This is a genomic window from Corynebacterium sp. MSK297 (assembly GCF_030232885.1).
In the GTDB taxonomy this organism is placed as follows: Bacteria; Actinomycetota; Actinomycetes; order Mycobacteriales; family Mycobacteriaceae; genus Corynebacterium.
In genome coordinates, this window is record NZ_JASPGD010000002.1 from 29,513 (window position 1) to 52,698 (window position 23,186).

19 protein-coding genes are annotated in these 23,186 nt (G+C 56.6%); 12 read left to right on the plus strand and 7 right to left on the minus strand.

Annotated elements, in window-relative coordinates; genetic code table 11:
* Positions 1-30 precede the first annotated feature (30 nt).
* The 6 genes from QP888_RS02070 to rarD all read left to right on the plus strand — a co-directional run bounded on the left by QP888_RS02070 (position 31) and on the right by rarD (position 11,260).
* Complete coding sequence (locus QP888_RS02070; protein ID WP_284811904.1) at positions 31-1,875, plus strand: FadD32-like long-chain-fatty-acid--AMP ligase; 1,845 nt, start codon at positions 31-33, stop codon at positions 1,873-1,875.
* Positions 1,876-6,933 carry a polyketide synthase Pks13 gene (gene pks13 / locus QP888_RS02075; RefSeq protein WP_284811906.1) on the plus strand — a complete coding sequence of 1,686 codons (5,058 nt, stop codon included), beginning with the start codon at positions 1,876-1,878 and terminating at the stop codon, positions 6,931-6,933. It abuts the gene before it with no gap.
* Positions 6,934-8,478: an acyl-CoA carboxylase subunit beta gene (locus QP888_RS02080; RefSeq protein WP_021353479.1), complete on the plus strand. Its 1,545-nt coding sequence runs from the start codon at positions 6,934-6,936 to the stop codon at positions 8,476-8,478.
* A 662-nt stretch (positions 8,479-9,140) separates the two neighbouring features.
* Entirely contained in the window at positions 9,141-9,443 is a 303-nt protein-coding gene (locus QP888_RS02085; RefSeq protein ID WP_284811908.1) for an alpha-amylase inhibitor, read from the plus strand.
* A gap of 319 nt (positions 9,444-9,762) precedes the next feature.
* Positions 9,763-10,182, plus strand: a complete 420-nt coding sequence (locus QP888_RS02090; RefSeq protein WP_284811910.1) for a hypothetical protein — start codon at positions 9,763-9,765, stop codon at positions 10,180-10,182.
* Between the two features lie 130 nt (positions 10,183-10,312).
* The gene (gene rarD, locus QP888_RS02095; RefSeq protein WP_284811912.1) at positions 10,313-11,260 is read left to right on the plus strand and encodes an EamA family transporter RarD; all 948 of its coding nucleotides are present in this window, start codon (positions 10,313-10,315) and stop codon (positions 11,258-11,260) included.
* Positions 11,261-11,302: 42 nt separating this feature from the next.
* Here the strand turns inward: rarD and QP888_RS02100 are convergent, their stop codons facing one another.
* From QP888_RS02100 to trmB, 5 genes are all read right to left on the minus strand, one after another.
* Positions 11,303-11,701: a DUF3054 domain-containing protein gene (locus QP888_RS02100; RefSeq protein ID WP_284811914.1), complete on the minus strand. Its 399-nt coding sequence runs from the start codon at positions 11,699-11,701 to the stop codon at positions 11,303-11,305.
* A gap of 5 nt (positions 11,702-11,706) precedes the next feature.
* Entirely contained in the window at positions 11,707-12,744 is a 1,038-nt protein-coding gene (locus QP888_RS02105) for a lysylphosphatidylglycerol synthase transmembrane domain-containing protein (protein WP_284811916.1), read from the minus strand.
* Between the two features lie 12 nt (positions 12,745-12,756).
* Positions 12,757-15,168, minus strand: a complete 2,412-nt coding sequence (locus QP888_RS02110; protein WP_284811917.1) for an MMPL family transporter — start codon at positions 15,166-15,168, stop codon at positions 12,757-12,759.
* An 8-nt stretch (positions 15,169-15,176) separates the two neighbouring features.
* Positions 15,177-15,836 (minus strand): NYN domain-containing protein, encoded by a 660-nt coding sequence (locus QP888_RS02115; RefSeq protein WP_018121543.1) that lies wholly within the window; start codon positions 15,834-15,836, stop codon positions 15,177-15,179.
* Positions 15,837-15,958: 122 nt separating this feature from the next.
* Positions 15,959-16,744 (minus strand): tRNA (guanosine(46)-N7)-methyltransferase TrmB, encoded by a 786-nt coding sequence (gene trmB, locus QP888_RS02120; RefSeq protein WP_026168083.1) that lies wholly within the window; start codon positions 16,742-16,744, stop codon positions 15,959-15,961.
* A 277-nt stretch (positions 16,745-17,021) separates the two neighbouring features.
* On the opposite strand from trmB, the gene QP888_RS02125 reads away from it, so the two are divergent.
* The 6 genes from QP888_RS02125 (at position 17,022) to QP888_RS02150 (ending at position 21,805) form a co-directional block, all read left to right on the plus strand.
* The gene (locus QP888_RS02125) at positions 17,022-18,854 is read left to right on the plus strand and encodes a phosphoenolpyruvate carboxykinase (GTP) (RefSeq protein WP_239258455.1); all 1,833 of its coding nucleotides are present in this window, start codon (positions 17,022-17,024) and stop codon (positions 18,852-18,854) included.
* A gap of 234 nt (positions 18,855-19,088) precedes the next feature.
* Complete coding sequence (locus QP888_RS02130; RefSeq protein WP_147579101.1) at positions 19,089-19,334, plus strand: helix-turn-helix domain-containing protein; 246 nt, start codon at positions 19,089-19,091, stop codon at positions 19,332-19,334.
* Complete coding sequence (locus tag QP888_RS02135; protein ID WP_284811925.1) at positions 19,334-19,966, plus strand: type II toxin-antitoxin system HipA family toxin; 633 nt, start codon at positions 19,334-19,336, stop codon at positions 19,964-19,966. Before QP888_RS02130 ends, QP888_RS02135 begins: the two co-directional genes overlap by 1 nt.
* 22 nt (positions 19,967-19,988) lie before the next feature.
* Positions 19,989-20,489 carry a HipA domain-containing protein gene (locus tag QP888_RS02140; RefSeq protein WP_261792541.1) on the plus strand — a complete coding sequence of 167 codons (501 nt, stop codon included), beginning with the start codon at positions 19,989-19,991 and terminating at the stop codon, positions 20,487-20,489.
* A 36-nt stretch (positions 20,490-20,525) separates the two neighbouring features.
* Positions 20,526-20,888 (plus strand): transposase, encoded by a 363-nt coding sequence (locus tag QP888_RS02145; RefSeq protein WP_222703922.1) that lies wholly within the window; start codon positions 20,526-20,528, stop codon positions 20,886-20,888.
* The gene (locus tag QP888_RS02150; protein ID WP_284811930.1) at positions 20,885-21,805 is read left to right on the plus strand and encodes an IS3 family transposase; all 921 of its coding nucleotides are present in this window, start codon (positions 20,885-20,887) and stop codon (positions 21,803-21,805) included. Before QP888_RS02145 ends, QP888_RS02150 begins: the two co-directional genes overlap by 4 nt.
* On the opposite strand, the gene QP888_RS02155 is transcribed toward QP888_RS02150, so the two are convergent.
* Positions 21,698-22,393: a peptidoglycan recognition protein family protein gene (locus tag QP888_RS02155; protein WP_082936066.1), complete on the minus strand. Its 696-nt coding sequence runs from the start codon at positions 22,391-22,393 to the stop codon at positions 21,698-21,700. The genes QP888_RS02150 and QP888_RS02155 overlap by 108 nt on opposite strands.
* Positions 22,394-22,404: 11 nt before the next feature.
* Complete coding sequence (locus QP888_RS02160; RefSeq protein ID WP_064833205.1) at positions 22,405-22,899, minus strand: phage holin family protein; 495 nt, start codon at positions 22,897-22,899, stop codon at positions 22,405-22,407.
* Between the last annotated feature and the right edge of the window lie 287 nt (positions 22,900-23,186).

Below are 23,186 nucleotides of genomic sequence, written 5' to 3' on the forward strand. Positions count from 1 at the left end.
TACCGGTGTTAGCTCAGCAAAGGAATCACCATGGATCTTAAAGCAGCAATGAGTCAGTTTTACGACGGCCAGGGCAATTTGAAACTCGCGCCACAATTGTCACTGGTGGGGTTGGCTGAATTGCTGTACCAGGGTGATCTGCACACCGGCGGAGCAGACCGGCACTGCTTGCGGTTCTGGGATTACTCTCAGTCGCGAGCAGGCACTCCGGTTGATTTCACCCGGCAAGAGATCAATATCCGTATCAAGTCGGTAGCAGCTCGCCTGCAGCAGGTCGCCAAAATGGGTGACCGAGTTGCGATCCTGATGGGTAACTCTCCGGAATACATTTTCGGTTTCGTCGGGGCAATGTATGCCGGTATGGTCCCGGTGCCGCTCTATGACCCGAACGAGCCGGGCCACGAAGGCCACCTGACTGCCGTGTTTGCCGATTGCGGGCCAAAACTGGTGCTGACCAACCGTCCGTCGGCGGCCGCGGTGCGCGATCACTTCAAGAAGCTGCCATCCCGCGAGCGTCCGCGCATCTTGGCGGTGGATTCGCTGCCGAATTCTCTGGCGGATTCTTATGTCAATCCGCAGCAAACCATTGAAGGCCAGCAGCGCATGGCGTCGTCGACGGTTATGCCCATCGACGAACCTGCCTTTTTGCAGTACACCTCGGGTTCCACCCGCACCCCAGCTGGTGTGGAGCTGACGAACCGTTCGATTCTGACCAACGTGCTGCAGATTTTTGAAGCCGCCCGCCTACGCCTGCCGTTGCGCCTGGTCTCATGGTTGCCGCTGCACCACGACATGGGCATCATTCTGAATCTGTTTGCCACGATCATGGGATTGCAGACCGAGCTGATGTCGCCGAAAGACTTCATCCAGCAGCCAGCACGCTGGACACGCATGATATCGGCTCGGGAGGGCGACGATCACCGGGGCGTTTATACCGTGATCCCCAACTTCGCGCTGGATCTGGCCGTGCGCTACGGCAACGAAGACGGCCTGGATTTCTCGAATATTAACGGCATCATCATTGGTTCAGAGCCAGTGACAGTGAAAGCGCTGAATTCCTTCCTGGATGCCTTCGAGTCGAAGGGGCTGACGCGTCGCATGCTGCGCCCGTCGTACGGCTTGGCAGAAGCTTCGCTGATGGTGACTACGCCGCAGACTGGCGACCGCCCGAAGATCAAGTATTTTGATCGGGACGAGATCTCTGCTGGCAAAGCTGTCGAGACCGGCAGCGATGACGGCGTGGCGTTCATTTCTAATGGTGAAGTGGTGCGTCCGCAGTACCTGGCTATCGTCGATCCAGAAACGAAGGCTGAGTTGCCGGAATTGAGCGTCGGTGAGATTTGGTGCCATGGTGATAACATGGCCGCTGGCTACCTGAACCGCCCGGAAGAAACCGCGGCTACTTTCCGTAACACGATCGGCGAGCGTCTCGACAATTCCCACGTTGCTAACGCCCCAGCTGATAATTGGATGGCCACCGGAGACCTTGGCGTGCTCATCGACGACGAGCTGTATATCACCGGGCGTCTGAAAGATATGGTGGTGATTGCCGGGCGCAACCACTACCCGCAGGATATTGAGCACACCGTGATGTCTGCCAGTGATCACGTGCGCAGTGATTCCGTGGCCGCATTCGCGATTGCTGCGGATAACACTGAAGAATTGGTGCTGTTGGTAGAACGCGGTGACCAAGCTGAAGAATCAGGCGATGAACAGGCAATTCAAGCCATCCGCGCGGAAGTTACTGCACGCCATGGTGTGCGTCCGTATGATATTCAGTTCCTGGCTCCTGGCGAGCTCTCCCGTTCGTCGGCAGGCAAGATCGCGCGGCAGGTAGCAAAGAAGAAATATGAGGGATCTGAGGGAGAAGCCTAAATGACAGTTGAGCAGCTGAAGAGCTGGCTGACCGAGTGGGTAGTGAAGGTTACTGACCTTCCTGTCGAAGAGGTATCGGAAAACAAGCCGCTGGAAGCGCTGGGGCTTTCTTCGCGCGATGCGGTGATCCTGTCGGGTGAATTGGAAACCTTGCTGGATACTCGGTTGGATCCGACTATCGCTTACGAATACCCCACCATCGCCTCGCTGGCTCAACGGCTGGTCGACGGTCCGGCGGAAGGTAGTGCGCGGGCCGGGGCTGCTCAGCAGTCTTATGAGCGTGCCGACGTCGCTGGTGCCGGAAACGGTGCGCATGGCGGCGCTGGTGCCTTTGGTGGTGATATCGCGATCGTCGGTATGTCTGCCCGCTTCCCGCAGGCAGATGGCTTGGACGAATACTGGAAGCTGCTGGCAGAAGGCCGCACCGCCACTGGCGAGCTGCCGCTGGGGCGTTGGAGTGAGTACCAGTCTGACCCGGTGATGTCGGAGAAGATGGGCAAGATCAATCTTTCCGGCGGCTACCTGGACGATATCGCCAGTTTTGACCCGGAATTTTTTGGCCTTTCTCCTATTGAGGCCACCAATATGGATCCGCAGCAGCGCATCATGCTGGAGCTGACCTGGCACGCCCTGGAAAACGCGCACCTGCCAGCCAATGAGCTCAAGGGCAAACCCGTCGGCGTGTTCATGGGTAGTTCGAATAATGACTACGGCATGCTGATCGCCGCTGACCCGGCCGAAGCCCACCCATACGCGCTGACGGGTACTTCTTCGGCTGTGATCCCGAACCGCATCAGCTATGCCTTCGATTTCCGAGGCCCATCGTTGAACGTGGACACCGCTTGTTCCTCGTCGCTGGTTTCGGTGCACCAGGCGGTGCGCGAGTTGCGTTATGGCTCGTGCGAGGTAGCTATCGCCGGTGGCGTGAACATCCTGGCGTCGCCGTTTGTTTCCACTGCCTTTGGCGAGCTCGGCGTGATTTCCCCGTCGGGTGCCATTCACGCGTTTTCCGATGATGCCGATGGTTTCGTGCGTGCCGACGGCGCCGGTGTAATGGTGCTGAAGCGGCTTGCCGACGCCGAAGCCGCTGGTGATGAGATCTTGGCGGTGATTAAGGGCAGCGCGACGAACTCCGACGGACACTCGAATGGTTTGACCGCGCCGAACCCAGAGGCACAGATCGACGTGTTGCGTCGGGCTTATGCTGATGCCGGGATTGATCCAGCGACCGTCGATTACGTGGAAACACACGGCACCGGCACGATCCTCGGTGATCCAATTGAAGCCAGCGCATTGGGCGCGGTGCTTGGCCCGCGCCGGGAAACAGACACCTTGATTGGATCGGTGAAGTCGAATATCGGCCACTCGGAATCTGCTGCCGGTATTGCCAGCCTGATCAAGGTTGTGCTGTCGATCCAGAACGATACTGTGCCGCCGTCGGTGAACTTCTCGGAGCCGAACCGTTATATCGACTTTGAGAAAGAACGCCTGGAGGTTGTCGAAGACCCACGAGAGTGGCCTTCGGACAACAAGATCGCCGGCATTTCTGGCTTCGGTTTTGGCGGGACAAACGCGCACGTCGTGGTGCAAAAATACGATGGGGCTCGGGCGTCCCAGAATGTTGCAGCGCAGAAGGCCGCGGAGCAGGACGCTACAGCGCAGGACGCGTTGGCGCACGATGGCGCTGCGGACGTGGCTACGGAAACTCAGGCGCGCCTGAATAGCGACCACGTGGTGTTGCCGATTTCTGGCCTGGTGCCATCACGGCGTCGGCAAGCAGCGGGCGATTTGGCCGATTACCTGGAAGGCGCCCAGGACGACAAGGATTTTGATCTCACCGCGGTTGCGCGCACATTGGCAAAGCGTAATCATGGCCGTTCGCGTGCTGCCATTGTTGCCGCGGATGCCAGTGAAGCTGTGAAGCGCCTGCGTAAGCTCGCCGAGGGCAAGGCTGCGACGTCTGCGTTTAGCGGAGACGCACCGGAAACTCCGGGCCCGGTATTTGTGTACTCCGGTTTTGGTTCCCAGCACCGGAAAATGGTCAAGGACTTACTGGAACAGTCACCGCAATTTGCCGCCAGGATGGCGGAGCTCGACGAGATCGTGGACTTTGAGGGCGGTTGGTCCGTGCTGGAATTGGTTCGGGACGATGAGCAGACCTATAACACCGAAACCGCGCAGGTCGCGATCACCGCAATCCAAATTGCGCTGACGGATTTGCTGGCGCAGTGCGGTGCACGCCCAGCAGCCGTGATTGGCATGTCCATGGGTGAAATCGCCGCAGCCTATGCTGCCGGTGGTGTGCGCGCCGAGGATGCTATGTTGATCGCCTGCCATCGTGCTCGGCTGATGGGCGAAGGCGAAAACGCACTGACCGGTGATGCGCAAGGCGCGATGGCTGTTGTTGAACTGTCCGCACAGCAGATTGCGGACTACGCCGAGCAAGAAGAATTCGCTGATGTGGAACCCGCAGTGTACGCAGGTCCGGGAATGACGACGGTCGGTGGTCCACGGGCTGCGATTTTGCGCCTGGTGGAAAAGCTCGAAGACGAAGGTAAATTTGCCCGTGCGCTGGACGTGAAGGGTGCCGGCCACACTTCCATGGTGGAACCGCTGCTCGGTGAGTTGGAAGGTGCTATCGCAGGCATCGAACCTGCTCCGTTGCACACCCCGTTGTTCTCTTCAGTGGACAAACTTCACCACCAGCGTGGTGCGGTGGTGCATAACGAGGATTATTGGCTGGAAATGACGCGCCAGCCCGTGTATTTCCAGGATGCGGTCGCGAGCGCCTTTGCCTATGGGCACAACACGATGGTGGAAATCAGCCCGAACCCGGTTGCTCTGATGGGCATGATGAACACTGCTTTTAGCGTCGACAAGGCTAATGCGAAGCTGCTGAAGACGCTGAAGCGCAAGGAAGATTCCGCAAACAACCTGGTGGATCTGCTGGCGCAGCTTTATGTTTTGGGCCAACCGGTGGATTTCTCGCAGTTGTATGGCAGCGGTGAGTACGCCGCGGTGCCCAACACACGCTTTAAGAAGCAACGGTATTGGACGAATGCCCGCCCGAGTGCCGGTGCTGCCGGGTTGCCGGGCACCCGGGTGAATTTGCCGGATGGGCGCACCGCGTTTTCCGTGGATGCTGACCAGGTGCCTTCGGCGCTGGCGTTGCTGGAAGCAGCTGCCGAGGCAATGCAGCCGGGCGCGCAGCTGGTGGCAGCAGAAGAACCGCGCACGTTGCCCGCCCAGGGCGAGTTGACGACGATCGCGCAGCGCAATGTCGGTGGCGTGGCTTTGACTGTGCACGATATGACAGCGGGCGTTGTGGTTGCAGAAGGTTTTGCTACCACGTTGGCGCTTGCCGACGGCGGTGGTGCTGGCGAAGGTAGTGCGCAAGCTCAGAATTTAGGGGTGGCGCCGATCCCAGAATCACCGCCGGCCGGTGCAACCGGTGCCGAAGGTGCAGCCGCTGCCGCAGCGGCCGGAAACAACCTGGGCATGCCTGGTGCGGATTCGGCGGTGCGTTGGGATCCGGAGACCGAAACCGTCGAGGAGCGCCTGCGCGCCATCGTTTCTGAGTCCATGGGCTACGATGCGGAAGATCTGCCTGGCGAGTTGCCGTTGATTGATCTGGGGCTGGATTCGCTGATGGGCATGCGGATTAAAAACCGCGTGGAAAATGATTTCCAAATCCCGCCGCTGCAGGTGCAGGCTTTGCGTGATGCGTCGGTGGCGGATGTCGTGGCGATGGTCAACCAGGCTGTTGCGGAAAAGCACGGCTCTGCTGGCCAAGCACAGGAAAGCGGTGCTGCCGTGCGGGATGACCAGAGCTCCTCGGCGAAGAGCTCTGCCGAGCAAGGATCTGCCGATCAGTCTGAACAGTCAGATCAGTCCGAACAGTCCTATGCCACGCAGGCAGAAGGCGTCGGTGTGGCGCCACGCGATGCTGCTGAGCGCCTGGTGTTTGCTACCTGGGCCAGCCTGACTGGTCGCGCGGCCGCTGGTGTCACCAGCACGTTGCCGGAGATCAACAGCGAAGTCGCAGGCAAGATCGCCGAGCGTCTGAGTGAGCGCAGTGGCATGAGCATCGGGTCCGAGCTCGTCGGCAAGGCAGAAAACCTGGAAGAAATTGCCGACGTGGTGCGCCAGGGCCTGGAAACCGACGTCGAGGGCAATATTCGCGTGCTGCGTGAGGGCAGTGCTGATGCGCCGGTAGTCTTCATGTTCCACCCGGCCGGTGGTAGTTCGGTGGTGTACCAGCCGCTGGCACGCCGCTTGCCGCAAGAGGTTTCGGTCTACGGTGTGGAGCGTCGCGAGGGCAGCTTGGAAGAGCGCGTGGCGGATTACCTGGGCGATATCCGCAAGTATGCGAAGGGACGCTCGGTCATCCTGGGCGGTTGGTCCTTTGGTGGAGCGTTGGCGTATGAGGCGGCTTCGCAGTTGCTTGCCGACTCTGGTAACGCTGACAATGCTGATAACGCCGACAACTCGACCCACGGCATTGACCTCGCCTATATTGCGTTGTTGGATACCACCCAGCCGTCTGAGCCGATTCCGGATACTTTGGATGAGACCAAGGCCCGCTGGGAGCGCTACGCCGCATTCGCGGAACGTACCTACGGCTTGGACTTCCCGGTACCGTACGAGCTGCTAGAAACCGCCGGCGAGGAAGCCTTGATGCAGATGCTGGAGCAGTTCCTGGCTAGCTCTGATGCTTCTGAGCATGGGCTATCCGCGGGGGTTTTGGAACACCAGCGCGCCAGTTTCGTGGACAACATGATCCTGGGCAAGCTTGATTTTGCGCGCTGGGCGGATGTGGACCTGCCGGTGCTGTTGTTCCGCGCGGAACGTATGCATGATGGTGCAATTGAATTGGAGCCACGCTACGCCGATATTGATCCGGATGGCGGCTGGGGTGCTATCGTCGATGAGTTAGAGATCGTTCAGCTGCCGGGCGATCACCTGGCGGTGCCGGATGAGCCAGCAATTGGCATCGTCGCAGAGCACATGGACCGTTGGATGAAGAGCAAGATCCCCGCTGCACGGGAGGAGCACTAGGTGACTAATACCGCCGAGAAACTCGCTGACCTGCGTCGTCGTTTAGAAAAGGCGCAGGATCCTGGTTCGGAGCGGGCGCGGGCAAAGCGTGATGAGGCCGGGCGCACCACTCCCCGGCAGCGCATTAATGCTTTGCTTGACGACGGCTCCTTCATGGAGGTCGGCGCGCTGGGTAAGACCCCGGGCGATGACGATGCGGTGTACTCGGATGGTGTGGTCACTGGGTATGGGCGCATCGGCGGCCGCCCGGTGTGTATCTATGCGCACGATAAGACTGTCTATGGCGGTTCCGTTGGTGTGACGTTTGGCCAGAAAGTCACGCAGGTGATGGATATGGCTGCCCGCATCGGCTGCCCGGTGATTGGTATTCAGGATTCTGGTGGTGCGCGTATTCAGGATGCGGTGACGTCGCTGGCGATGTATTCCGAGATCGCGCGTCGGCAGATGCCGCTGTCGGGGTATGCGCCGCAGATTTCCATCATGTTGGGTAAATCCGCTGGTGGAGCGGTGTATGCCCCGGTGACCACGGACTTTGTTATCGCGGTGGATGGTGAGGCCGAAATGTATGTCACCGGCCCGGCTGTGATCAAAGAGGTCACCGGCGAGGAAGTCAGCTCCGCGGAACTCGGTGGTGCGCGCCAGCAGGAGCGTAACGGTAACGTACAGGCCGTTGTTGACAGCGAAGAAGATGCCTTTGAGCTGGTGCGTGATCTTTTGGATCACCTGCCGTTGACGTGTCATGATCCGGCACCGTCGTTTTTGGCGCCTAGTGACGAGGAAGTCGCGCACACCCCAGAGCTCGACGAATTCATGCCGGATGACACGAATGCCGGTTACGACATTATTGATGTGCTGAAGTTGTTGGGTGACGACGATCAGCTGATTGAGTTGCAGGCAAATTTCGCGCCGAATATGGTCACCGCTTTTGGGCGTATTGATGGTCAGGCGGTGGGTTTTGTAGCGAATAACCCGATGCACTTTGCTGGTTGTATCGACGCCGATGCTGCTGATAAGGGCGCGCGGTTTATCCGCATTTGCGATGCCTATAATATTCCGCTGATCTTCGTTGCCGATACCCCTGGGTATTTGCCGGGTGTGGAGCAAGAAAAGGCCGGGTTGATTCACCGGGGAGCTGGTTTTGCTTTCGCTTTGGTGGAGGCCACGGTGCCGAAGATTTCGTTGGTGGTGCGCAAAGCCTATGGCGGTGCGTACGCGGTGATGGGGTCGAAGAACTTGTCCGGTGATATCAATTTTGCGTGGCCGACCGCGCAGATCGCGGTGATGGGTGCGGCCGCGGCCGTCGTCATGATCCAGGGCAAGCAGTTGGAGCAAACCCCGCCGGAGCAGCGTGGGTACATGAAGAAAGTGTTCATGGACTTTTACGACGAGAATATGACTTCGCCGTATGTGGCTGCTGAGCGCGGCTATATCGATGCCATGATCCAGCCTTCGGAGACCAGGTTGAAGCTGCGGCAAGCGCTACGCCAGTTGGCGACTAAGCATGTGGAAGACTTGCCGAAAAAGCACCCGATCGCGCCGATGTAGGTTGCTGGGCTGCCAGCTGTTGCAGGCTTTGCTTTGCACCTGGTAGCTATAGGAGCTTAGTTAGTGAGGAACCGGGGTGCGCATCTACGCCCGATGCTCGATACTAATCGCCTTTGGGCTACTCATCGCTACGCGATACGCCTACTTGGCTCTATGGATGCTGATTTTGCACAGATTATTGCGGGACAAGCCACTTTTCCGTCTGTTATTAAGGATAAGCCCTAGGCTCTGGAACGATGGCTCAATCTATCCGGTGATGAAAGGCGTTCCGGGGCATGGGTAACGCCACAGTTTCGAGTTGGAAGTCGGTGGGCAGATTGTGCATGCGGCGATGCGATTACCGTCTTTGGTGCGTGAGTTTGTTGATGAAATAATTGTTGGCAAAACGATCGCGTGATTATTTCCGCACTAATTTGAGCCAAGTCAGGTTAAAGACTTCAAATACTTGCAGGTAAACGCGTCAAGATCGAGGATATGCTAAAGCCATATGAAATTCTGTGTCAAATCAGACTATCCTATGCTACTGTGGGGCATGTCATTAACCTGGTCGAGTTTGGAGCCGTAAGAATGAAAAAATCATTACGCTTTTATGTTCATTATTAATTCTTCAATCAGCCCAACAGAACACCGTAGCCTCTGCCGGTGAACTGGAGGAAAGTACTGTGACTGTATTGGATGCGGGGAGTTCGCTTATGGTTCCCCGAGGTACAGAAGTTCATATATCTGAATTGGATGAGTTTGACTTTATGATGGAGGAGCGCATCTCTACTCCTCCGGCCTGCATTGAGGCTAAAAAAGAGGCCGGCGGATTCATACAAGTCTATAACAATTGTGGGATAGATTTAAGAGTTAAAGTGATTCTCGCCTTTGCCCCTGATAGTAGGTGTGCGGTTGTGGTAGATAATAGTAGACATAATATTGCTTGGGCACCAACTGGGCGTGTAGATCGAATCGAGCTCTGTTAAAATGATTAGGCTAAAAACAGTGTTGAGAGCCTTATTGGCTATCTTTTTCGCCCTGCTGATGGTTTTTAATGGTTCTGATCGAGCTGTTGCCCGTCCGGCTTTTATGGACTCCGTAATAAGTCCGCATTTGGCGACGCAGGGGTACGTTGAGGGCCGAAATTTTGATCATGTTCTTAAGTGGACGCATTCGAAAGCAGAATGTCTTTCATTTCGGAAACTTTTCCATAACAGCCACCCTAACTATTCTCGTTTACGATGCGAGTATCAAGCATCATATGGGCTGTGGGCTCTTGTTCAAGCCTAAGGGTTAGGTAGAAGTGTGTTCATTGACAATACGTCTTTAAGCCTTTTTATCGATTTTGCTCAAGAATCTACCGATGATTTAATTTCTCGGTTCAATTCTATTGGAGCAGATCCCAGTGATCCGTGGAGTCGAAATTCTCTTTGTGCGGTAGCCGTAGAATTCCTCGAAGGATCTATGGTTTCGCACCAAGACGTAACTCTACTGATAGGGGAAGGGCTGGTTCGTTTACGTGGAGGCTATTGGTCATTGCAACCAATGGGAATTCGCCGTGGTGTCGAGGACTTTATTGACTTTTATCCAGATCTGACAATTCAATATCTATTAGGGGTTACCTACGGTCAAAATGAGAGCGCGACTATCCCTTCAGGGTGGGTGCATGTACTAAGAGAATACAGAGAACCGAATCTACTATACGATGTAATACATTTATTCTAAGTTACTAAGAAAAAATGATTCTAGGTAATCGTAGCTTCTATTATGTATTGATATAGATTATTTTCGGGGGGCAGTAGCCTGCAGCCAGCTAATTGTCGGCCAGCGGCAGCGGTCCGGCTACGGTAGTGGAATGCAATATATCGTCGCCGCCTATGTGCTGTGGGGTGTGTTTCCCGCGTTCTTCCCACTGTTGGATCCTGCTAGCCCGCTCGAAATTCTGGCGCACCGCATCATCTGGACTGCGGTGTTGATGGTGGGAATTTTGTTGGTGACTGGCCGGTGGCGCGAGGTTTATGAGGTGCGTGCGGCTACCTGGTGGCGTTTGGCCGCTGCTGGCGTGGTGATCACCGTGAATTGGGGCACCTACGTGGTGGCGGTGATGAATGATCACGTCGCTGATGCCTCACTGGGCTATTACATGAACCCGCTGGTTTCGGTGGCGCTTGGCGTGTTGATTTTGCGTGAGCACCTACGCCGTTGGCAGATGGTGGCCGTGGCTATCGCGGCCGTAGCCGTGGTGTATTTGACGTTCCTGAGCGGCCAGCCACCAGTGATCGCGCTTGCGCTGGCCTTCAGTTTTGGTACCTATGGCCTGCTGAAGAAGAAAGTCGCCGTGTCCGCGTTTTTCTCCGTCGGGGCAGAAACGATGATCATGCTGCCATTCGCGCTGGGCTATGTGGCATATATCAGCGTGCACCCAGAGCAACAATCCACTTTCGCCAGTGATGGCTGGGGGCATACCCTGCTGATGATGTCGTGCGGTCTGGTCACAGCCACCCCGCTGCTGTTTTATGCCCGCGGTGCGCACATGCTGCCGCTGTCGACGATCGGCATGCTGCAATATCTCACCCCGACGATTCTGATGTTGTGGGCGCTGTTTATTACGCAAGAACCGATGTCGCAGCAGCGCTGGATCGGCTTCATCATCATTTGGGTGGCTGTGGCGGTGTATGTCGCTGACTTGGTGCGGATGCGTCGACACAGCAGGCGGGAGCAGCGCGAGCAACGACGGGTGCAGGAGCTTGCCGATGTCGGTGACGTCTCGCATTCCGGAAGCGAGAAAGAAGCTAGGAACTAGCGAGAAACTACTAGGAACTAGCTAGGAACTCTGGGCTCGGTATCATTTGCGGGAACCGGCCAGCGCGACGGCAGCGCGCCAACCGAACATGAACAGTGCGGACGTCGCACTGGCGACCAACACGAATGACCAGTGCGGCACCGCACCATTACGCAACGCCCAGATGACCAGCCCCACGATGACGGTGCACAACCACACGATGGCCGCCCCGCGGCCGTTGCGCGCACCGCTAACCATTGTGGGCGCCGACGCGCGGGAAAGCAATAACCAGCCGAGACCCAGCCCAATAAGGAATGGCCACAGCGTGGATAACCAGCCCACGAAAGACAGTGGCATGTCCGCAGACTGGTGGGCAATACGTGCAAGTAAGGCGAAAACTGCCAGCGCGATGGCATCGAAGATGATCGGACGGGCAGGTGCGTGGCGGGTAAACGTCGGCATGCCAGTTATTTTACGTCGCTGGTTTCTTCCGGATCAGTCTGGCGCAGCGCGGCATAGGACATGCCCTTGCGTGCGTAGTAGGCGAAGTAGATGACCCAGCCGATTGCGCTGTAGAAAACGAAGGTGATCAGCCGGTAGACCAACACCGTGCCAGTGGCATCGACAGCCGTCATGCCGGTGGCCACTAGCGCGGTGATAATCGCGATTTCCACGGTGCCGACGCCCGCCGGGGTGATTTGCGCGGAACCCGCCAGCTTGGCGGTAATAAACGCGACGCTAATGCCCATGATGGTGGTGTGGTCGTCGGCAGGCCAGAATGACGGCATATTACCGGTCACTGCCCAGGCGCAGGCCCACAACGAGATGGCGTCGAAAGCTCGGTTCAAAAACGCCATGACAGTGACCCAGGAAAATTGCCCCAAGTTCAACGACACTTGGTCGAGCTTGTTGACGTGTTCGACGAGCTTGTCGGTCTTTTTCCACGGGAGGTTTTTGAACCAGCGCTCCACGGTCCGGGTATTGCAGGAAGCCCAGTACAGGCCGCTGCACAGCCCCAACATCAACGCCAGGGATACTATTAATGACCACAACGCCACATCCGCGCCCCAGAAAAATACGCCGGTAAAACCAATCAACACGACCCAGAGCGTGGAAATTGTAGAAGAGAGGACAAAAAACCAGCCGCACAGCACCACGGACGCACCCCAGGCGCGCTGCACTTTATACGTCAAGATCGCGGCGAAGGCTGGGCCACCGGGAAGTGTCGTCGACCAGGCATTGGAGGCGAAGACAATGTTGTTGCACTCTTTGAATGAGACGGGCACACCACCGGCGACAAACAACTTGCGCATCACCTCGGCCATCGCCAGCAAGGAAAACGCGAAGGTGAGGAACACGACGACGATGGGCCAAGGTTGCGCGTGGCGAAGAGTGCGGAAACCCTCGCTGAGGAAATCTAGCTCTTCACGGAAGAAAATTCCCATGATGGCGAGCACTGCCAGCGGCAGTATCCACCGCAGGCATTTTCCGACCTTGCTCTTCATCGTTGCCACCACCTACTTTTCGTTTTCTAAACGTTTCATCAGTTCCGCGAACGGAATCAGATCGCGATCTTGGTCAGTGGTGCGTCCGCTGCGAATGGCTTTGGTATCGGCGACGACTTCGGACTCATGCAGCTCGCGCGGTTCATCTAGCTCGTACTGCTCCTCGTACTGCGCATGGTCATCGTCCGGGGCAAGGTCGTCTTCCGGGGCAAGGTCGTACTGTTCATAGTCACCGTCCGGGGCACGGCCGTTTTCCGGGGCAAGATCACCCTCCGGACCAGAAGCATCCGCCATCCGCCCAGCCGGGACCACGGTTTCTTCGTATGCGCCGTGCCCCATGCGCTCATAAATTCGGTGCACGAAGGCTGGTGCCCACCAGTTGTCTTCGCGCAGCAGGTGCATCACAGCTGGTACGAGGAACATGCGCACGATAGTGGCATCCAGGAAGAGCGCGAAGATCATGCCGAAGGCGATGTATTTCATCATCACGATATCGGAGAATCCGAATGCGCCAGCCACCACAATCATGATCAGCGCGGCGGCCGTAATGATGTGGCCGGTGTGCGCGGTGCCGTAGTTGATGGCGTCGTCGGTTGACGCTCCACGCTTGCGGGCTTCCACCATGCGCGAAACCAAAAAGACCTCGTAGTCCGTCGACAAGCCATAAATGATGGCGATGATCAGCACCAGGATCGGGCTCATCAGTGGGCCCGGCGAGAAATCCAATAGTCCGGAACCAGCGCCGAGGACAAACATGCCGGTCAAAATACCCAGGGTGGCGCCTAAGGTCAGCACCGTCATGATGATGGCTTTTGCCGGAATGATCAGCGAGCCGAACACCGCGGCCATCAGCAAGAACGTGGCGACAATAACGTACAGCGCCATCCACGGCAGTTTCTCAAACAGCGCTTCGAGTGATTCGACTTCCATCGCCGGGGTACCGCCGACGTAAAGTTCCACGCCTTCCGGTGCTGTAATCGCGCGCAGTTGTTCGATAACTTCGGCGTTATCTTCGCGGTCTGCAATACCGGCGCTCAACACAGTGGTGCCGTCTATGGTCTGGCTGGACGGCGCCATGGGGGAGGTCAGCCCTTCGATCTCACGGGCTTGCAAGACGACGTCGACAAGCTGCTGGTTATCGGCCCCCTTGACTACAAGTTTGATGGGCTCGGTGCGGTGTTCCGGGAATTCCTCGTTGAAGCGATCCTGGGCCTGGCGGGTTTCGTGGCTCGGTGGCAGATAGGTCTCGTTGATGCCGCCGAAGCTGACACCCAACAGCGGGATGGTCAGTGCGAGCAGCAGGGCGGTGATGCCGACGGTGAACCAGCGAGCTTTGCTCATGGCCCAGCGTGGCACGCGGTACCAGAAGGTTTCCTCGATTGGGCGGGAGCGTTTGGTCTTGCGTACCGTCCACTTGTCGATGTTGTGGCCGAGCATGCCGAAAATTGCTGGTAGCACCGTTACCGAAAGCAGTGCTGCGAGGCCGACGGCGGAAATCGCGCCATAAGCCACGGATTTCAAAAACGCCTGCGGGAAAATCAGCAGGCTGGAAATGGCAACGGCCACCATGAGTGCGGAAAAGACCACCGTTTGCCCAGCGGTGGCGGTGGTAATCGCAACGGCTGTGCGGGTATCACGGCCTTTATCTAGTTCTTCGCGGAAACGCGAGACCATAAATAGCCCGTAGTCGATGGCCAGGCCTAGGCCCAGCAACGTGACGACGGCCTGCGAAAACACGTTGACCTGGATAAACCCGGCCAATACCGAGAGAATGCCGATGGAGCCCATGATCGACAGCGCGCCGACGATCAACGGCATAAACGCGGCGACGACGGAACCGAAGACGAACAGCAACAGCAAGCCCACCAGCGGTAATGCTGCGCGTTCGGCAACCGAGATATCGTGCGCCATGCCGTCGTCCAAAGCATCAGCAACGGCGGTGGCTCCGGCAACCTCGATATCTAGGCCCTGGGCGGTTGCGGCGCCGGTGAGATCATCCTGGATGGTGCGGAAATCACGCAGAGTTTGCTCGTCGTCACCTGCTAAACCGATGGCCGCGAACGCTACCGAGCCGTCGTCGGATAGCAAGTTTGGATTGCGCGTATCGAAATAGCTGGTGACTTGCGCGATCTGGTCTGGGTACTGTTCTTGCAGGTAATTCAGGTGGGCGCGCGCAGCCTCTAAGTTTTCTTGCGGGTTGTCGAACAGCAAAATGACATCGCCGTTGCGGTCCCGCCCGAAGGTCTCGGCCTCAATTTCAGCAGCGGTGGTCGATGCCGCGCGGGGGTCTTCCCACCCTTCCTGGCTGAGGCGATCGTCGAGCTTGGTGCCAAAAACCGTGAAGACCACGGCGATAGCCGCGATGATTAGCAGTGGAATGATCCTGCGATGGGCATAGGAAAACTGCCCCCACCTGAAAAACATGCCGGTTCCTAACGGTTAGACAACAGTGACGACAGCGGGCGGAAGGGTGCCAACCAGGCGCCTTCTTCCGGCAGCGCATCCAGACTAACCCGCGGCAGTGGTTCGAGGAAGACCCCCTCGATATCTTCCAGGTCCACAAAACCGATATCTTCGTGGCTCACAGCCCACGAGCAGTGCTCCTGGAAACCCAACACGGTGGCGGGAATGCCGGCATTGATGAGTTCTTCGAGCAGCTCCTGGAAGTTTTGGCCGTCGGCAGAGGCGACGACGATCTCGCTTAAGCTGCCTTCCTCGAACCGCTGCCGGATATGGGCGACCATGTCAGGGTCCACATCAGATTCTTCGGTGATTTTTGGTTTTGCGAATACGGCATAGCCGACGTTGCGCAGTGCTTCTACCCATGGGCGAATGACCTCCGCGCCGCCGGGTGAGACATTGGTGAACACGCAGGCTTCTGGGGTGAGGTTTTCTTCTTCAGAGATTTCCAGAATCCAGCGGCCGATGGCGTCGAAACGCGGACGGGAATTAGCGGTGGGGCGGCCACCCAGGATGGAGCCCAGCCCCATGTCCAGGTTTGGTGCGTCCCAGATCATCAGCAGAGTGTTGTTGTGCGCTGAACTAGTGTGCGCAGAATGATTCTGCGCGGTGTGTGCGGTATGTGCGTCCATATTTTCGGTATATCCAGTATTTCTCGTATTTTTTCGGGTTTTATGAGGCTATGGGGTGTGCAGCCGTACGTGCCGCACGGCTGCTACGGGTCCTGCGGGTTCATGGGGCGGGGCATTTCTGCCTAGCGCTTCACCCACAAGTATTCATTAATAATGTGGTCTTTTTCTAGGCCTTTGCCTTCGAATTTGGTGATCAGTTGGCGGTCGGTCAGCTGTGGGCATTCCGGCCATGGCCAGCCTTTGTATTCTAGTTGCGGCTCGACCTCGACCAACTCGTTAATCCATTCGGCATAGTCCGCGTGGTCGGTGGCCACATGCAGCACTCCGCCGGGTTTTAGGCGAGAGGCAAACAGGTTCAACGGCCCGGATTGGATGATGCGGCGCTTGTGGTGCTTGGCTTTCGGCCATGGGTCCGGGAAAAACACGCGGATGCCATCGAGCGATTCTGGGGCGAACATGCGCATGAGTACTTCCATGCCGTCGCCGCGGATCATGCGGATATTCGGGATGTCTTCGCGTACTACCTGCCCAAGTAGCTTCGCCAGGCCGGGCTTGTACAACTCGACGGCAATAATATTGGTATCTGCTTCTTTTGGTGCCATTGCCGCGGTTGAAGTACCTGTGCCGGAGCCGATTTCCACGATCGTGGGTGCGCCGCTGCGGCCAAACCACTTGTCGACGTCGACGTGTTCGTCGGCAAGCATCGCGCCGAGTTCTGGCCAGTGCTTTTCGAAGGTCGCCAGCTGGTTGTCGCTGAGCGAGCCGCGGCGAAAAGTCACGGTGCCTAGCCGCGGGTAGTCGAGGTCATTGTTGAAAACCTCGTTGAAATCGGTCTGTGGGGGCCGACCGGCAGGAAATTCGCCGATGCCGCGGGATTGCTGGTTATTGTGTGTATTGACTGTATTCATTGCGTTATTCATTATTGCCTATTGTTCCCTGTCAAAAATAGTAGAACAATTCGGGGGCTTTCACTGTGGGCACAGGTGTTTTCGGGTGATCCAAACCTGCGCGATATTACCCCTGTATGAGGGTGGTAAGTGCACATTTTGCAGAATCAAAATGTGGATAAGCAGGGGTAGTGGCAGTGCGTGCATACACGCTTATACGTGGTTATTACCTTTCACCCCTGGTAGTCGCTACCCTGGGGCATGTCCAACCTGCTGTAGTGACCGATCAGGAGTCTAAATGAGCGCCCCAATCACGGGACTTGTTGGTGAAGCGCCAACGCAGAACAAAGAATTGATCAACTGGATCAACGACGCCGTTGCTATGTTTCAACCAGAAGACGTTGTGTTCGTCGATGGTTCGCAACAAGAATGGGATCGGCTTGCAGGCGAACTTGTCGACGCAGGAACCCTCATCAAGCTCAATGAGGAAAAGCGTCCAAACAGCTACCTAGCACGCTCGAACCCATCGGACGTCGCTCGTGTGGAATCGCGCACTTTCATCTGTACAGAAGACCAGGAAGGTGCCGGCCCAACCAATAACTGGGCCCCGCCGCAGGCCATGAAAGAGGAAATGGTCGACGTCTACACCGGCGCCATGAAAGGCCGCCGCATGTACGTCGTACCTTTTTGCATGGGTCCGATCAATGATCCAGACCCAAAACTGGGCATCCAGCTGACGGACTCGGCGTACGTCGTCATGTCCATGCGCACCATGACCCGCATGGGCACGGAAGTCCTGGATAAGCTTGGCGACGAAGGGTCCTTCGTGCGCTGCTTGCACTCCGTGGGCGCCCCGCTGGAACCAGGCGAGGAAGATGTTGCCTGGCCATGCAATGAAACGAAGTACATCACCCAGTTCCCGAAGAGCAAAGAAATCTGGTCCTATGGCTCCGGCTACGGTGGTAACGCCATTTTGGCGAAGAAGTGCTACGCGCTGCGCATCGCCTCGGTCATGGCGAAAGAAGAAGGCTGGATGGCTGAGCACATGCTCATCCTGAAGCTGACCAGCCCAGAAGGCAAAAACTACAACGTTGCTGCCGCATTCCCATCCGCTTGTGGCAAGACCAACCTGGCCATGATCACCCCAACGCTGGATGGCTGGTCCGCAGAGGTAGTCGGTGACGATATTGCGTGGATGCACCTGCGCGAAGACGGCCTGTATGCCGTGAACCCAGAAAACGGCTTCTTCGGCGTCGCGCCGGGCACCAACTATGCATCCAACCCTATTGCGATGCGCACTATCGAACCAGGTAACACCTTGTTCACTAACGTTGCGCTGACCGACGACGGCGACGTCTGGTGGGAAGGCATGGATGGGGAAGCCCCAGAGCACCTGATTGACTGGAAGGGTAATGACTGGACCCCGGATTCTGCGGAGAAGGCTGCGCACCCGAACTCCCGTTACTGCGTGCCAATTTCCCAGTGCCCTGTCGCTGCCCCGGAATACGACGACTGGCGCGGTGTGAAGATCGACGCCATCCTGTTCGGTGGGCGTCGTGCCGACACTATCCCGCTGGTTACCGAAGCTTTCGATTGGGAGCACGGCACCATGATCGGTTCGCTGCTGGCTTCCGGCCAGACTGCCGCTGCCGAGGGAACCGTCGGTGCGCTGCGCCACGACCCAATGGCGATGCTGCCGTTCATGGGCTACAACGCTGGTGAATACCTGCAGCACTGGATTGACATGGGCAAGAAGGGCGGCGACCTGATGCCGTCGATCTTCCTGGTTAACTGGTTCCGCAAGAACGACGAAGGCAAGATCATCTGGCCTGGCTTCGGTGAAAATTCCCGCGTGCTGAAGTGGATCACCGAGCGTGTCGACGGCAAGGTCGGCGCAGAAAAGACCATCGTGGGTAACACCGCGCGTGCAGAGGACTTGGACCTGACCGGCCTGGAAACCAGCTTGGATGAGGTCAAAGAAGTTCTGGCTGTGGATCCTGCAGAGTGGGCTAGCGATGTCGACGACAACGCTGAGTACCTCAACTTCTTGGGCTCACGGGTCCCAGATGAGGTTCTGGAGCAGTTCGAGGCTTTGAAGTCCCGCATCGAGGAAGCTTCTGCAGCGAAGTAAATCTGGCATTCTGCTCTGTTGCTGGTTCAGGTTTAGGGCAGGAAAGCGCTGAGATAAGACTTCCTGCCTGGGGCCTGGCGTTTGAGCGCAAACGGAAAGATCATTCCGTTTGCGCTTTTTGCGTGCGAAAACGGGGCGATGAAGAACACTAACGGAAGGATCTTTCCGATCTTGGTTTTCTGTACTAGGATTTAACTTAAGAATACACCTAAACGGAAGGATCTTTCCGTCCTGATGTCTGGCCCTCACGTTGGAGCTGGTTGTTTGCAACCTGCTGATAGTGCGACGCAAGCGCGGAAACTGGGCAGCGTAATCCGGCGTACCCGCAAGGAATACATGCTCACCCAACCCCAACTTGCCTTGATGATTGGGATCTCCGATCGCACGTTGCGTGAAATTGAGAAGGGCACTGGTAGCCCCAGTGTGAAAGCTGTGCTGGCAACCTTGGAGACCCTCGGCTTGGAGCTGGACATTCGGTAATGGAAAGTCTGAAACGAATCACGCACGCTGATGTATATAAAAATGGTGTCTTAGCCGGGAAAATAGTTAAAGACCAAGTAGGGGTTCTCTCGTTTACTTATGTCGGAGAGTATTCCGGGGCGCCTGTAGCGACTACCTTGCCGGTTAATTCTGCATCAGTGACGATGCCGGGTGGAGGATTGCCGAGCTTTTTTGCAGGGTTGTTGCCTGAAGGGCACCGTCTCACCGTGCTGCGGAAAGCTGTGAAAACTTCTTCTGATGATGAGTTAAGCTTGATATTGGCAATAGGCAATGATTTACCTGGCGATGTGCAAGTAGTTCCTGAAGGCACGAAACCTCAAGAGCAAAAGTCACTGGTCATGGGAGATGTGAGACTGCAAGATTTTGCAGCTCTCACCTCGTCAGTGGATGGTGTTGGCATTGCGGGCGTACAAACTAAAGCGTCTTCATCGATGGTTAATGCTCCTGTGCGCATCAGGCATGGAATCCTAAAGATTGACCCACCGGAGCACCCACATTTAGTCGCTAATGAGGCTTTTCACTTACGACATGCACGGGAGCTGGGTATACCCGTTGCCAAGCATGAGGTAGTGCATGACCAGGTAGGGCGTCCGGGATTGTTGGTGCCGTAGTGATGCCGGGCAACGATGGGCGATGGAGGACGCAGCCCAGTTATTGAATATTTTGCCGGCAAAGAAATATGATGTTTCGGCTGAAGACGTCGTGCGTGCCGTGCAACAAACGGTGAATGCACCGCCGGTTGCCACGAGAAATCTTTTCATGCAATTTTTTTATGCCTGGTTGACTGGCAACGGTGATGTGCATGCCAAGAATATCTCTGTGCTGCAATCGAGTTCCGGGAAGTGGAAGGTATCGCCAGTCTATGACGTGCCATCGACTGTGTTCTATAGGGACATGACGATGGCGCTTCCGATTGCGGGAAAAACCAAGGCTATTCGGGCGCGACACTGGGAAGATTTTTGCGCGAGTATTGGACTACGGCGTCAGGTGATGCAGTCGGCTGTAAAAATAGTTTTCGACGTGGTGAAGCAGATTGATTTATCCGAGCTGCCTTTCGAAGGCTCGGCGCGGTACGGAGCAGAAAGAGAATTACGGTTCCGTAGCTTGGAGACCGAAAAACTATTGAGTAGTTAAAACTCCATTCTCGGTACAGCGAGGGTGTCAGGTGAAGTGTCCCAGGTTTTGTTCCGTCTGAGTAGATGGGAAAATCTGGAACATGCCCAAAAATTTGACCAGGATGCCAAGGACCGCGTCGTTCGCTTGGTGGAGGATCGCATCCTGGCAGAAAACATGTCGATGCAGGCTGCGTGCCAGGCAGTGGCGCCGAAGTTGGGCGTCTCATGGCATACTGCTCGGCAGTGGACACAAGCTGCTCGCCGCGACGGTCGTATTGCCGAGCCGTTGCCCGAAGACCTCGTGGCAGAGGTAGCCAAGCTTCGGCGTGAGAATCAAGAGCTTCGCGACACCAACGAGCTGTTAAAGGCCGCGTCGGCTTTTTTCGCATCGGAACTCGACCCAAAACGTCGGAAATGATCCAGTTCATCGATAAACACCGGAATCATTTCACCGTCGAGTTCATCTGCACGACGTTAAACACACACCGTGTTGGCGGTTTCCTTACCTCTCGTGGGTACCGCCAATCTAAGGCTCGGGGATTAAGTGTCCGTAGCCTTCGCGACGCCGCCCTAGTAGAGCGCATTACCGAAGTTCATAAACAAAACTACGGTGTCTACGGGATTCGCAAAATGTGGCACGCGCTGCGCCGTGAAGGAATCGACATTGGACGTGAACAGACCGCGCGTCTGATGCGCCTTGCAGGTGTGTCTGGCAAAGGTAAAGGCCGTTCTCCTGTGACGACACATAAGCCCAAGAGGCCCGACACTCGCCCCGACTTGGTGGGTCGTGAGTTTCGAGCCTGTGGGCCTAATCGGTTATGGGTGGCAGACATTACCTATGTGCGCACCAGAAAAGGGTTTGTGTACGCCGCCTTCGTGACTGATGTGTTCTCCCGGAGGATCGTCGGCTGGGCGTTGTCTGACTCGATGCGCACCGAAGCGTTGCCGTTGCAAGCACTCAATCAAGCCATTGTGTGCGCCAAGAAGACCACCGGTCTAGTTCACCACTCGGATCACGGCTCGCAATATGTGAGCATTATCTACAATGAGCGTCTTGCTGAGCATGGAATTATCGCCTCGACCGGTACTGTTGGTGACTCTTATGACAATGCACGGGCTGAAAACGTCAACCGTTCCTACAAAAACGAGCTGATTCATACCAGGTTGTGGACCGACGTGGTTGATGTTGAGATTGCCACGTTTGAGTGGGTGAATTCGTGGAACGAGTCAAGGCTCCACCAGAGCCTGGGCTACCGCACGCCGGCTGAAGTAGAAGCCGAATTTTGGGAACACCACCCCAGCCGAGAAATAATGGAAATCAAGGCACAAGCCTAGGAGCAAAACCCAGGACACTTCAAGGGCATCAATATCCACCGACGGCTTGGGCGCAGGCGTAGCCGAGGCGGGTGTAGTGCCGCTCATCTGGTCATACCAATACTGAGCACGGGCCATATACTTGCTGTTTTGGCTGCCTGCGATTTCACCTGGGCAGGAGGTTGCGGCGAAGTTTTTGTGTCCGAACACGTTCTTACCCCACTCGGGGCGACCCAGCTTGTAATACCGGCACAGGGCTGCAACCAAGTGAGCTCCGTTTTCGAGCGTAGCCTCGCTGATTGTCCAGGGATAGCCTGTGTGATTGTTGGCGTGCTCGATGCCAATGCTGGTGGTGTTGGCTTCCCAGTTCCCGGCATGCCAGGCGGTGTCCTTGTCCCACACCAACTGGCCGATAAGACCGGCGGCGTCTACTTGGTAGTGGGCGGAAGCTTCACGTGTCTGCCAGGTGTTCCAGCAGTCTTTGATAGTGAGGTTGCCGGCGTTGTGATGCAACACAATCTTCGTGATGCTCTTGCCGCTGCGGCCTTGCGTGTAGTGCTTGTTCATCAGCAGGTTTTCATCTGCTTGTAGTTCATTCCAATTCTTCATGGGTGTTCCTTTCACTTGAGGTTGGTGGTTTCTCGGGGTACTGGGAGCGGCAGCGTCGGCTGAGCCTCAGGAGGGCGGGCATCGCTATCGGCCGGTAGGGGCGTGGATTCGTCGTGTTTGGCGAGGGCAGTCAATGTGTCGCGTAGTTGAGCTGGTACGGGTAGTCCGAGTCTGGTGGTGTTTTCTAGGAGGGAGATGCCTTCGTTGGAGAGGTAGAAGAAGATGGTCGCGGTACGTAGCACCGTCCCGGCACCGAGCACGTAGACGTCGAGCAGGTTTGCGAGACCGATGAGGGTGAAGATGAGGATTTTGCGGGCGATGCCTTTGAACCCGACCGAACTCGACAGCTGCTTCTCGCTGATGGCGGCTAAGACGCCGGTGAGATAGTCAGCAGCGACGAAGCCAATGAGGGCGTAGAGGAAACCATCAAGACCGCCGAGGAACCAGCCGAGGAATCCTCCTAGGGCGGTGAATGTGCCTTGAAACAAAAACCAGAGCGTTTTCATGAATGTGTCCTTTCAGGTGTTTTGGGTATGAAAAAGGCACCCACCATCAGGCGGATGCCATCAAAAGGGATAAATTAAGGAGCCTATCGGCTCGTGAGTTCGGTGAGTGTGGAGTCTGCCGTGCCGGGGCTGGTCAAATAGTCAAGGAGTGTTTCGGCAACAGCGGGAGCAGATACGATCTCGGCGTTTAAGATGAGTGAGCCGGTTTGCATCTGCGGCAAGGGTGGCTGTTCGACATTGTTATCAGCAGGCAGGACGGCGGGGATTTCATCAATGCCGGGTGGTGT

Excerpts from the sequence above, each read along its gene's own strand:
- QP888_RS02070 (WP_284811904.1), top strand. The coding sequence starts at position 31 with ATGGATCTTAAAGCAGCAATGAGTCAGTTTTACGACGGCCAGGGCAAT.
- pks13 (WP_284811906.1), top strand. The coding sequence starts at position 1,876 with ATGACAGTTGAGCAGCTGAAGAGCTGGCTGACCGAGTGGGTAGTGAAG.
- rarD (WP_284811912.1), top strand. The coding sequence starts at position 10,313 with ATGCAATATATCGTCGCCGCCTATGTGCTGTGGGGTGTGTTTCCCGCG.
- QP888_RS02100 (WP_284811914.1), bottom strand. The coding sequence starts at position 11,701 with ATGCCGACGTTTACCCGCCACGCACCTGCCCGTCCGATCATCTTCGAT.
- QP888_RS02105 (WP_284811916.1), bottom strand. The coding sequence starts at position 12,744 with ATGAAGAGCAAGGTCGGAAAATGCCTGCGGTGGATACTGCCGCTGGCA.
- QP888_RS02110 (WP_284811917.1), bottom strand. The coding sequence starts at position 15,168 with ATGTTTTTCAGGTGGGGGCAGTTTTCCTATGCCCATCGCAGGATCATT.
- QP888_RS02115 (WP_018121543.1), bottom strand. The coding sequence starts at position 15,836 with ATGGACGCACATACCGCACACACCGCGCAGAATCATTCTGCGCACACT.
- trmB (WP_026168083.1), bottom strand. The coding sequence starts at position 16,744 with ATGAATACAGTCAATACACACAATAACCAGCAATCCCGCGGCATCGGC.
- QP888_RS02125 (WP_239258455.1), top strand. The coding sequence starts at position 17,022 with ATGAGCGCCCCAATCACGGGACTTGTTGGTGAAGCGCCAACGCAGAAC.
- QP888_RS02130 (WP_147579101.1), top strand. The coding sequence starts at position 19,089 with ATGTCTGGCCCTCACGTTGGAGCTGGTTGTTTGCAACCTGCTGATAGT.
- QP888_RS02135 (WP_284811925.1), top strand. The coding sequence starts at position 19,334 with ATGGAAAGTCTGAAACGAATCACGCACGCTGATGTATATAAAAATGGT.
- QP888_RS02140 (WP_261792541.1), top strand. The coding sequence starts at position 19,989 with ATGGAGGACGCAGCCCAGTTATTGAATATTTTGCCGGCAAAGAAATAT.
- QP888_RS02150 (WP_284811930.1), top strand. The coding sequence starts at position 20,885 with ATGATCCAGTTCATCGATAAACACCGGAATCATTTCACCGTCGAGTTC.
- QP888_RS02155 (WP_082936066.1), bottom strand. The coding sequence starts at position 22,393 with ATGAAGAATTGGAATGAACTACAAGCAGATGAAAACCTGCTGATGAAC.
- QP888_RS02160 (WP_064833205.1), bottom strand. The coding sequence starts at position 22,899 with ATGAAAACGCTCTGGTTTTTGTTTCAAGGCACATTCACCGCCCTAGGA.